Origin of the sequence: Serratia nevei (assembly GCF_024160145.1) — a bacterium.
In the GTDB taxonomy this organism is placed as follows: domain Bacteria; phylum Pseudomonadota; class Gammaproteobacteria; order Enterobacterales; family Enterobacteriaceae; genus Serratia; species Serratia nevei_A.
In genome coordinates this window covers 31,522-43,100 of sequence record NZ_JAMYWQ010000014.1, presented here as the reverse complement: position 1 = coordinate 43,100, position 11,579 = coordinate 31,522, and the positions used below count along the sequence as shown (strand labels likewise).

Sequence of the window (11,579 nt, the reverse complement as noted above, 5' to 3'; positions counted from 1 at the left end):
CCGCCGGGAAACCGCGGCGGCGGCAAGCTCAGCGGCGGTTGCGCACCAGTTGGTAACGGCGGGTCAGGTACTCTACCGGCGCACCCCAGATATGCACCAGTCGGCAGAACGGGAACAGCACGAACAGCGTCATGCCCAGCACCATGTGCAGTTTGAAGATAATCGCCACGCCTGCCAGGTGCGCAGAGGCGCCGGCGTGGAAGGTCACCACCGCCTGTGCCCAGGCCACCAGCTTCATCATTTCGCTGCCGTCCATATGCTGGGCGGAGAACGGAATGGTCAGCAGGCCGAGGCACACCTGCACCACCAGCAACGTCAGGATCATGATGTCGGCGAAGCTGCTGGTGGCGCGCACCCGCGGGTTGGTCAACCGGCGCTTCAGCAACAGCGCGCCGCCGATCAGCGTCATCAGGCCGCAGGCGCCGCCGGCGATCATCGCCAGCTTCTGCTTCACGTCGATCGGCAGGAAGGCCTCATACATCCAGTGCGGCGTCAGCATGCCGAGGAAGTGGCCCGCAAAGATGCCGATAATGCCGATGTGAAACAGGTTGGACGCCAGCCGCATGCCCTTTTTATCCAGCATCTGGCTGGAGCCGGCGCGCCAGCTGTACTGCCCGTAATCGTAACGCAACCAGCTGCCGATCAGGAATACTGCGCCGGCCAGATAAGGGTAGATATCGAAGAAGAACTGATTCAAAAATTGCATGTTTAGCGTCCTTTGGTTCCGGTTAACGCATCCGTCAGGTCCAGATACTGTGGCGCCACCGCGCCGGCGAAGCGCCGCTGGTGTGCCGTCTGCTGGGCGGAGGCGCAGCCCTGTTCGCCAAGAAACTTGACCTGCTCCTCTTCCCACACCGCATCCAGCGCCTGCGGCGTATCGTCGCGCGCCTCTTTCGCCACCTTCGTCTCCAGCGTCTGGGCCTGCACCTCGCTGCCGGACAGTGCCAGCAGCAGATCGAACAGCACCGCATACGGGCTTTCGCGCTGTTGCAGGCGCGCGCCCAGCAGCGCCAGGATCGGCGCGATGTCCTGCAGCCCTTCTCGCGCCTGCGCCGCGCTGCGGCTGGCCAGATACTCCAGATACAGCGGCAGGAAATCCGGCAGCTCGCGGCTGTCTATCTCGAGCCCGGCGGCGCGGTACTGCGCCATCAGGTCAACCATCGCCTGGCCGCGATCGCGCGACTCCCCGTGCACATGCTCAAACAACAGCAGCGAGGTGGCGCGGCCGCGATCGAACAGTTCGCAATAGTCGGCCTGCACGTCCAGCAGCGGGCGGGCGCACAGGCGGCGGATAAACAGAATCAGCTGCGCGCTGTGGTGCAGATCCAGCTCGCTGGCCGGCTCCAGCGCTTCGATCAGCGCCTGCTGATGGTCAAACAGGACCTGCTCCGGGTAATCCAGCAGGCGGGCAATCACTTTCAGGCTGATCATGAGGCATCCTCCGGCCGTGTGGTTTTCGCGGTCACGTCGATGGCGTCGATGCGGCGGCTGTTGAACAGGTTGAACTTGCCGTCGCTGCCGTGGCAGCCGTCGCCGAAGCTGAAACCGCAGCCTTTGCTTTCCGGGAAGGCTTCACGCGCCAGCTCGCGGTGGCTCGACGGCACCACAAAGCGATCTTCATAGTTGGCGATCGCCAGGTAGCGGTACATCTCCTGCGCCTGCGCTTCGCTCAACCCGACCTGCTCCAGCGCGCTGGTGTCCACCACGCCGTCGACGGTTTCCGCCCGCTTGTAGTGGCGCATCGCCAGCATGCGCTTCAGCGCCAGCAGCACCGGTTCGGTATCGCCGGCGGTCAGCAGGTTCGCCAGATACTGCACCGGAATGCGCAGGCTCTCGACGTCCGGCAGCACGCCGCTGTGCGCCAGCGCGCCGGCGTCGGCGGCGGACTGAATCGGCGACAACGGCGGCACGTACCACACCATCGGCAGCGTGCGGTATTCCGGGTGCAGCGGCAGCGCCAGCTTCCAATCCATCGCCATTTTGTACACCGGCGACTGCTGGGCGGCTTCAATGACGCCCTGCGGCACGCCGTCCGCCAGCGCCTGAGCAATCACCTTCGGATCATGCGGATCGAGGAAGATATCGAGCTGGCTCTGGTACAGATCCTTGTCGTTCTCCACCGCCGCCGCCTGCTCGATGCGATCGGCGTCGTACAGCAGCACGCCGAGGTAGCGAATGCGGCCGACGCAGGTCTCCGAACACACCGTCGGCTGCCCGGCTTCGATGCGCGGGTAGCAGAAGATGCACTTCTCGGACTTGCCGCTCTTCCAGTTGAAATAGATTTTCTTGTACGGGCAGCCGGTCAGGCACATGCGCCAGCCGCGGCACTTGTCCTGGTCGATCAGCACGATGCCGTCTTCGCCGCGCTTGTAGATCGCCCCGCTCGGGCAGGTGGCGACGCAGGCCGGGTTGAGGCAGTGCTCACACAGGCGCGGCAGGTACATCATGAAGGTGTTTTCGAACTGGCCGTACATCGCCTTCTGCAGGTTGTCGAAATTCTTGTCCTGCGAGCGTTTTTCGAATTCCCCGCCGAGGATCTCCTCCCAGTTCGGGCCGCTTTCGATCTTGTTCATGCGCTGGCCGGTGATCAGCGAGCGCGGGCGGGCCACCGGCTGGTGCTTGCCCTGTTTGGCGGTGTGCAGATGCTGGTAGTCGTAATCGAACGGCTCGTAGTAGTCGTCCAGCGCCGGCACGTCCGGGTTGGCGAAAATTTTCGCCAGCACGCCGACGCGGTTGCCCATGCGCGGTTCCAGCTTGCCGTTGATTTTACGTATCCAGCCGCCCTTCCATTTTTCCTGATCTTCCCAGGCGTGCGGATACCCGACGCCGGGCTTGCTTTCCACGTTATTGAACCAGGCGTATTCCATACCTTCACGGCTGGTCCAGACGTTTTTGCAGGTGACCGAACAGGTGTGGCAACCGATGCACTTGTCCAGATTCAGCACCATGCCGACTTGCGAACGAATTTTCATTTGCTGTTCTCCTGCTGACTGCCCTGCGCGTAGTCGTTGCCTTCGTCGTCCAACCAATCAATGCGGTTCATCTTGCGCACCACCACGAACTCGTCGCGGTTGGAGCCGACGGTGCCGTAGTAGTTGAAGCCGTAGGCCAGCTGCGCATAGCCGCCGATCATGTGGGTCGGCTTCGGACAGGCGCGGGTCACCGAGTTGTGGATACCGCCACGCTGGCGGGTGATCTCCGAGCCCGGCAGGTTCACGATGCGCTCCTGCGCGTGGTACATCATGGTCATGCCGGCCGGGATACGCTGGCTGACCACCGCGCGCGCCGTCAGCGCGCCGTTGGCGTTGAAGGCCTCGATCCAGTCGTTGTCCGCGATGCCCAGATCTTTGGCATCGTCTTCGCTCAGCCAGACGATCGGGCCGCCGCGCGACAGCGTCAGCATCAACAGGTTGTCGCTGTAGGTGGAGTGAATCCCCCACTTCTGGTGCGGCGTCAGGAAGTTCAGCGCCTTCTCCTTGTTGCCGTTCGGCTTGCTGTTGAGCAGCGGCTGGGCGGCGCGGGTGTCGATCGGCGGCCGGTATACCAGCAGGCTTTCACCGAAGGCACGCATCCACTCGTGGTCCTGATACAGCTGTTGACGGCCGCTGAGGGTGCGCCACGGGATCAGCTCGTGCACGTTGGTGTAACAGGCGTTGTAGGAAACGTGTTCGTCCTCCAGACCGGACCAGGTCGGGCTGGAGATGATTTTGCGCGGCTGAGCCTGAATGTCGCGGAAGCGAATTTTCTCGTCTTCCTTGTTCAGCGCCAGATGCCGGTGATCGCGGCCGGTGACGTTGCTCAGCGCTTCCCAGGCTTTTACCGCCACCTGGCCGTTGGTTTCCGGCGCCAGCGACAGGATCACTTCCGCCGCGTCTATCGCACTCTCGATCTTCGGCCGCCCCGCCGCCGGGCCATCGGCCTTGACGTAGTTCAGCTGCTTGAGGAAGTCGACCTCGGTTTGGGTGTTCCAGCTGATGCCCTTGCCGCCGTTGCCCAGTTTGTCCATCAACGGCCCCAGCGAGGTGAAGCGCTCGTAGGTGGCCGGGTAATCGCGTTCCACCGCGATGATGTGCGGCGCAGTTTGGCCCGGGATCAGATCGCATTCGCCTTTCTTCCAGTCCTGCACGCCGTAAGGCTGCGCCAGTTCGGCGGCGGAATCGTGCTGGATAGGCAAGGTCACCACGTCGGTTTCCTGGCCCAGATGGCCGACGCACACCTCGGAGAAGGCCTTGGCGATGCCCTTGTAGATCTCCCAGTCGCTCTTCGAATCCCAGGCCGGATCGACCGCCGCCGACAGCGGGTGGATGAACGGGTGCATGTCGGAGGTGTTCATGTCGTCTTTTTCGTACCAGGTGGCAGTCGGCAACACCACGTCGGAGTACAGGCAGGTGCTCGACATGCGGAAATCGAGCGTCACCACCAGATCCAGCTTGCCTTCGCCGCCCTGCTCGCGCCATTCCACTTCCTGCGGCTTCACGCCGCCCTGCTGGCCGAGATCTTTCCCCTGGATGCCGTTTTCGGTGCCCAGCAGGTATTTGAGCATGTACTCATGGCCCTTGCCGGAGGAGCCCAGCAGGTTGGAGCGCCAGACGAACAGGTTGCGCGGGAAGTTCTGCGGATTGTCCGGCTGCTCGGCGGCGAAGCCCAGCGTGCCGTTTTTCAGGCTGTCGACGGTGAACTCGACCGGCGACTGACCGGCCGCGCGGGCCTGCTCCGCCAGGCGCAGCGGGTTGGTGCCCAGCTGCGGCGCCGACGGCAGCCAGCCCATGCGCTCGGCGCGCACGTTGAAGTCGATCAGGCTGCCGCCGAAGCGCGACTTGTCCGCCAGCGGCGACAGCAGCTCGTCGGTGCCGACGGTTTCATAGCGCCATTGGCTGGAATGGTTGTAGAAGAACGAGGTGCTGTTCATGTGGCGCGGCGGGCGCTGCCAGTCAAGACCGAACGCCAGCGGCAGCCAGCCGGTTTGCGGCCGCAGTTTTTCCTGGCCGACGTAGTGCGCCCAGCCGCCGCCGCTCTGGCCGACGCAGCCGCAGAAGATCAACATATTGATCAGGCCGCGGTAGGTCATGTCCATGTGGTACCAGTGGTTGACGCCGGCGCCGACGATGATCATCGAACGGCCGTGGGTCTTCTCGGCGTTTTCCGCGAACTCGCGGGCAATGCGGATGATGTTGTGGCGCGACACGCCGGTGATCTGCTCGGCCCAGGCCGGGCTGTAGGCCTTGATATCGTCATAGTCGGCGGCACAGTTGGCGTCGCCCAGCCCGCGCTCGAGACCGTAGTTGGCAAGCTGCAGGTCATACACGCTGGTCACCAGCGCTTCGCTGCCGTCCGCCAGCTGCAGGCGTTTCACCGGCAGCTTGTGCAGCAGGATCTCGTCCAGCGCCACGCTGTTGAAATGCTCGCTGTCGGCGCCGCCGAAGTACGGGAAGCCCACCTCGGCAACGTCGTCATGCCTGCCCAACAGGCTGAGCTGCAGCTCGACTTCCTGTTGCGACTTGCCCTCGCGCTGTTCCAGGTTCCACTTGCCCTTCTCGCCCCAGCGGAAGCCGATGGAGCCCTGCGGCGCCACCAGATCGCCGCTGCGGCTGTCGATAGCGACGGTTTTCCACTCGGGGTTGTTTTCCTGGCCCAGTCCATCCACCAGATCGGCGGCGCGCAGCAGGCGGCCGGCGGCGTAATAGCCGCCTTCACGCGCTTCCAGCAGCACCAGCATCGGCATATCGGTATAGCGGCGCACGTAGTCGCGGAAGTAGCCGACTTCACGATCGAGATGGAACTCTTTCAGCATCACGTGGCCCATCGCCAGCGCCATCGCGCTGTCGGTGCCCTGCTTCGGATTCAGCCAGTGGTCGCACAGCTTGGCGACTTCGGCATAGTCCGGCGTCACCGCCACGGTTTTGGTGCCCTTGTAACGCACTTCGGTAAAGAAGTGGGCGTCCGGGGTGCGCGTCTGCGGCACGTTGGAACCCCAGGCGATAATGTAGGAGGAGTTGTACCAGTCGGCGGATTCCGGCACGTCGGTCTGCTCGCCCCAGGTCATCGGCGAGGCCGGCGGCAGATCGCAATACCAGTCGTAGAAGCTCAGGCAGGCGCCGCCGATCAGCGACAGGTAGCGGGCGCCGGCGGCGTAGGACACCATCGACATCGCCGGGATCGGCGAGAAGCCGATAATGCGGTCCGGGCCGAAGGTTTTGGCGGTATAGACGTTGGCGGCGGCGATCAGTTCATTGACCTCCTGCCAGCTGGAGCGGACGAAGCCGCCGCGGCCGCGTGCCACCTTGTAGCTTTTGGCTTTTTCCGCATCGCCGACGATAGCGCCCCAGGCCGCGACCGGATCGCTGTGCTGCGCTTTCGCCTCGCGCCACAGCTTGAGCAGACGCTTGCGCATCAGCGGGTATTTCAGCCGGTTGGCGCTGTACAGGTACCAGGAGTAGCTGGCGCCGCGCGGGCAGCCGCGCGGTTCATGGTTGGGCAGATCGGGGCGGGTGCGCGGGTAGTCGGTTTGCTGGGTTTCCCAGGTCACCAGGCCATTCTTCACGAAGATCTTCCAACTGCAGGAACCGGTACAGTTCACGCCGTGGGTGGAACGCACCACTTTGTCGTGCTGCCAACGGCTGCGGTAGCCGTCTTCCCAGTCGCGGTTGGTGTTCAAGGTCTGGCCGTGATCGCCAGAAAAAGGCTCCGCCAACTGCTTGAAATAGCGGAAACGGTCTAAAAATTTGCTCATCCGGAATGCTCCTGAAGGCTCTTGTCGTTATAAGAAGACATGCTCAATCTGCCGCCAGCCTACTGACGGCCAACCGGCGGCAAATTGATTGCGATCAAGAGAAAGCGGGAGGCGACGCGCTTATCGGGTGAGAAATACCCCCAAAGTACAGGTAAGGGGAATGAATTTAATTCATTGAATTTAAATGAATAAAACAGAATTTTACGACAAGGGACGACGGATGGGAGGCAAAACGGGGTATTTGGGGGTAGGACGCGGGGAAAGCCCCGCGTCTGGTTTCAGAAAGGCACGCCGCGGAAGAAGACGTTGCGGACAATATTTTTCATATAAACGCCGGCCATGACGCCGCTGTTGACGTAGATGATGCCCTTAATACCGTGCAGCACGCCGCCGAGACGGCTTTGGCTGTCGGTGATGATGCGCGAGGTGATACAGGTGTGACGCAGCTGCATCACCTTGCGCGCCCGCGGCGAAAGCTGTGGCATCAGCCGGCGCTCGAACTGCATTTTGTTGCGATAGCCGATGACCCCTTTCGGGCTGGAAGTGATGCGCTCGCCGTCATGATCGTTATGCACCACCAGGCGTTCATGCAGCGTGCCGATGCGCATGCCCGCTGCCAGCAGGCGATAGAGGAAGATATGATCCTGATAGCGCGGGGTATTGAAGAACCCGCGCACCGCGATCGCCGCCTCGCGCCGCATCATGATCATCGGCGTGTAAGCGACGCCGGCCAGCATAAAGTCCTCCAGGCCGTCGCATCGGGCGCGGTAATAGCGCTCGGCGCTGATTTGGCCCGCCTGCAGGATATCCATATCGCACAGGCTGACGGGGTAATCGCCATGCCGCATGAAGGCCAGCTGACGGGCGATCTTTTCCGGATGGTAGTAATCGTCGTCGTCCAGAAAAGTAATGTATTCCCCGCTGGCGCGCAGAATGCCGCTGTTGCGCGCCCGGGCGCCGCCGCCGTTGCGCGCGCGCGGGCAATACAGGATCTGCCCGGCGGCGAGGTAACCGGCCAACCGTTCGCGGGTGGCCTGGCGCTGCGGGTCATCGGGCGGGTTATCGTCCACCACCACGATCTCCACCGGGCGGTGAGTTTGCGCCAGAACGCTGTCGATGGCGCGCGCCAGCAGTTCGCTGCGGCCATAGGTCGGAATAATGACGCTGACTGTGATACTCATAGTTTGCTTCCAGGCTGATTCATCGTCGAGCGGATGAGAACGGCTTCATCCGAGGCGGTTATAGAGGCTGGCCATCAGGTAATAGGCCAGCGGGCTGCGATAAAACAGGCGGTTCTTGCGGCTCAGCATCCGCCGCTCCTCGGCCCGCAGCCGGGCATAGCGCCGCTTCAGCTCGGCGGTTTCCCGCAGCGCGTCGCGCAGGCCGAAGAAATCCAGCCCGACCAGCAGGCGCGCCTTCAGCGTGGTGACGAACAGCACCGAGTGGAACCCCTTGCCGCCTTCGTGACGGCGCCCGCTGTCGGCGCGTTCGAGGGCATAATCGAGATCGTCCAGATCGCGCCGCTTTGGCGCGCGTGTGATGCCGTTCGGATTGGCGCGATACCCCACCAGCGGCGTATCGCAGACCACGATGCGGTTGGCCTTCAAATACAGCTGCGGGATCAGCTGGATATCCTCGAAGTTGCGCCCGGCCGGAAACGCCGCGTCGTTGAACAGCGCACGGTGATAAATCCGCGCCCAGGCATACCACATGCTGCGGTTGAAACTGTCCGCCAGCAGCGCCATATGCGGCTCGCGCTCCTGCGGCGCGGCGTTGCCGGGCACGATCGCCATCAGGCCGTCGGATTCGATCTTGCCGTTTTTCAGCCGCGAGAAACGCTGGGCATTGAACGCGACGATCTCCGCCTGCGGGTTATCCGCCAACAGACGCCCCAAAATGCTGAAGTAGCCCGGCAGCAGCACGTCATCGGAGTCCAGAAAACCGAGATACTCGCCTGCGGCATGCGCGATCCCGGCGTTGCGCGCGGCGCTCAGCCCCTGGTTCTCCTGGCGCAGGATGCTGACCTGCGTTCTCAGCGTCGGGTAGCGGCACAGCACCTCTTGCGCGACGGCGATGGCGCCGTCCGGGCTACCGTCATCGACGATGATCACTTCCGCCCAGTCGGGCAATTGACTCAGCACCGAGTCCAGGCACGCTTCGATGTAGGCTTCCACCTTGTACACCGGGACGATCAGGCTTAGCGTGATAGTCATGAACGGATATCCTTATTGATTACGAGTGTCTCGTTGCACCCACAGCGCGCTGCTTCCTACTGCGGGCAATTCGGCGTCGATCTGCGCTCGCCCCTGCCAGCGCCAGCCGGGCGGCAGATCGAAACGGGCGGACATCGGCCGATAGTACGGATTGGCGATCAGCACCAGGCCGCGCTCGCCGTCGATAAACAGCCGCGCCGGTACGGCGGTATTGTTGCCGCTCAGCGGCGCGCTTTCACCGGCGAGCAGATACGGCGTGAAACTGTCGATCTGCTGCGCCACGCGGGCAACCCCTTGCCAGATGCCGTCGAACTCCTGCTGGCTGAAATCGCCGCTGCGGCGTTTGTAGAACAGGTCTGTATAGGAATAGAACAGCATCCCTTTGACGCCGCCGATCAGCCCCAGCCAGGCCTGGTTGCGGATCTCCGCTTCACTCGGCTGGCGCGGTTTGCGGTGCGGTTCGTAAGCGGCGTGATCCATGATCTGCATCACCAGCCAGGCGCCCTTCGCCTGGCGCGCCACCTGCACCGTCAGACGCGAATATTCCAGCGTGCGCGTCATATCGGCGTCGCGCCCGACCGGGTAGGGATCGCTGGCCAGCACGTCGGAACTGTTGAAATAAGCGTTGAGCACGCCGGTCTGGTTCAGCACCTGAAAGGTCAGATGGTTCGGATCCTGTTGTTTGACCTGCAGGTGCATCTGTTCGATCTGCGGCACATACTGCGGGCCCAGTTCGTCGTTGATATACCAGGCGAGCAGGTTGGGCTGGTTTTTAAACTTCTCGACGTAAGACGCCGTCAGTTGCGGGTAGCTCAAACGCGTTTTCGGTGCCGAATCGAGGCCGGGATAGAAATCCTTCAGCGAGAAAATCACCTGCAGCCCATACTGCTGCGTCTTGCGGAAATAGGCGTACGGATCGCGGCCTGCGCCGTAGTTGTAATTCAGCACGGTATTGAAACCGGCGTCGCGGATACGCGCCAGATGTTCATCGGTCGCCATATCGCCGTACATGTAGATGCCCAGCGGAAAGAAGCGCTTGCCTTGCCGCAGCGTATAGCCCTGCTCGTCCAGCGCCACTGTCGGCGACGCATCGCCGATACTGACCGGCATTTCGCTGCTCTGACTGGTCTTTGACGCCACGTCCGTCACCTGTTGCTGCAGGCGATATTCGCCGGCGGCCAGGTTGGCCGGCAGCGCGAACTCCACGCGCTGACGTTCGGCGATGTGATAACGGCGGCTCTCCTGCCGCACGGCGGTGTGTTTCCCGTCGAGCAGCGTGCTTTCCACCTGCACCTCCTGGGGATGCTGCACTTCGATCAGGCTGGAAGCCGACTGCCCGGCGGCACGCATTTGATACAGCGCCGGTGCCGTCGGCCGGCTGCAGGCGTAGGCATCGTCGAACCAGGCGTTGCCGGTGGTGCCCTTGCGCAGATACAGCCCCAGCACCGTGGTCGCCGCCTGTTGCGGCACGGTAAAACTGCCCGCGACCGGCTGCCAACCGCTGCTGCCCAGCAGGCCCTGCGGATAGCTGCCGGCCAGGTGGCGTCCCTTGGCGTCATAACTTTCGACATACACCCCGGCGCCCGGCCGATCGCCTTTGCCGCGCAGGTTGTCGCCGCGCACCCAAACGCCGAACGCGATTGCCTGCCCCGGCTTGACCGCCAGCGTTTGCCGCATCTGGTGATACTCCGCCGGGTTGGGATTGCTGTAATAGAGGCTGGCGCGGCCGTTGCGGCCGCCGGAAACCACCTTGGCCGGCGGCACCGACCAGCCCGCCTCTCCCTGTTCGAAGCCGGGATTGATCAACAGATTGGTCTCGCAGACCGCCGCCCCAACCTGAGCCGCCAGGCCGCAGCCAACCAGCGCGCAAGCCACGTTCAAGGTTTTGCTCATCATTGTCTTTTCATCACCGCGCTGTACAGATAGGAGAAGAACAGGTAGCAGGATTTTTGGTAAGAAAGCCCCAAATGGCGGCGATAGATCTGCCACTGCCAGTCCGCCGCGCGGATCTTGTTGCCGGACAGCGAATTGGCGGACAAGCGGTAAAACGCCAGCGGCTCGGGAATGCAGTACGCCAGCCGGTTGCGCGCACGCTCCAGAATAGACAGCCACATCACGTAGTCTTCATGCCCGACCTTGCGCTGATAGATTTTGCCGACGCGGCGCTGGTTGTACATGCCGGTCAGGTTGCCGATCCAGTTGCTTTTCAACATGTCCCGGTAGGCGATGATCTCCCCGGCGCCGCGATAGTTCTTCACCTGCGCCAGATCGTTCTCGAAGGTGTAGTAATGCGAGCAGACCACGTCGTAGCGTTGGGTTTTGAGAATGCCGACCTGGCGCGCCAGCTTATTCGGGTGCCAGACGTCGTCGCTGTCGCAAAAGGCGATGTAGTCGCCGCGCGCCGCCTCAATGGCGATGTTGCGCGTTTCGGCCACGCCCTGATTGACGTTGTTGCGAATATAGGTCAGCCGATCGTGAATGAATGGCTTGACCACCTCGGCGGTGTTGTCGGTGGAAGCGTCATCGATCACATACAGGTGATAGTCCTGATAGTTTTGATTCAGTACCCCGAGGATCGACTCGCGGATAAAACCGGCGGCGTTGTAGGCCGGCATGATGACGGACACTTTTTCCAT

The 11,579-nt window shown here is 62.7% G+C and carries 8 protein-coding genes; all 8 read right to left on the bottom strand.

The window, feature by feature from the left end; all coding sequences use genetic code 11:
• Positions 1 to 28: 28 nt before the first annotated feature.
• The 8 genes from narI to M6G53_RS11825 all read right to left on the bottom strand — a co-directional run bounded on the left by narI (position 29) and on the right by M6G53_RS11825 (position 11,579).
• The gene (gene narI, locus M6G53_RS11860; protein WP_253331639.1) at positions 29 to 706 is read right to left on the bottom strand and encodes a respiratory nitrate reductase subunit gamma; all 678 of its coding nucleotides are present in this window, start codon (positions 704 to 706) and stop codon (positions 29 to 31) included.
• Positions 707 to 708: 2 nt separating this feature from the next.
• On the bottom strand, positions 709 to 1,431 hold the full coding sequence (narJ, locus tag M6G53_RS11855) for a nitrate reductase molybdenum cofactor assembly chaperone (RefSeq protein ID WP_253331636.1): 723 nt from the start codon (positions 1,429 to 1,431) through the stop codon (positions 709 to 711).
• Positions 1,428 to 2,972: a nitrate reductase subunit beta gene (narH, locus tag M6G53_RS11850; protein ID WP_253331634.1), complete on the bottom strand. Its 1,545-nt coding sequence runs from the start codon at positions 2,970 to 2,972 to the stop codon at positions 1,428 to 1,430. The genes narJ and narH overlap by 4 nt, the downstream gene beginning before the upstream one ends.
• Positions 2,969 to 6,730, bottom strand: a complete 3,762-nt coding sequence (locus tag M6G53_RS11845; protein ID WP_253331631.1) for a nitrate reductase subunit alpha — start codon at positions 6,728 to 6,730, stop codon at positions 2,969 to 2,971. Before M6G53_RS11845 ends, narH begins: the two co-directional genes overlap by 4 nt.
• 278 nt (positions 6,731 to 7,008) lie before the next feature.
• Positions 7,009 to 7,911 (bottom strand): glycosyltransferase family 2 protein, encoded by a 903-nt coding sequence (locus M6G53_RS11840; RefSeq protein ID WP_253331629.1) that lies wholly within the window; start codon positions 7,909 to 7,911, stop codon positions 7,009 to 7,011.
• 45 nt (positions 7,912 to 7,956) lie between these two features.
• On the bottom strand, positions 7,957 to 8,943 hold the full coding sequence (locus M6G53_RS11835) for a glycosyltransferase family 2 protein (RefSeq protein WP_253331627.1): 987 nt from the start codon (positions 8,941 to 8,943) through the stop codon (positions 7,957 to 7,959).
• Between the two features lie 12 nt (positions 8,944 to 8,955).
• The gene (locus tag M6G53_RS11830) at positions 8,956 to 10,839 is read right to left on the bottom strand and encodes a carbohydrate-binding protein CenC (protein ID WP_253331625.1); all 1,884 of its coding nucleotides are present in this window, start codon (positions 10,837 to 10,839) and stop codon (positions 8,956 to 8,958) included.
• Positions 10,836 to 11,579 (bottom strand): glycosyltransferase family 2 protein, encoded by a 744-nt coding sequence (locus tag M6G53_RS11825; RefSeq protein ID WP_253331623.1) that lies wholly within the window; start codon positions 11,577 to 11,579, stop codon positions 10,836 to 10,838. The genes M6G53_RS11830 and M6G53_RS11825 overlap by 4 nt, the downstream gene beginning before the upstream one ends.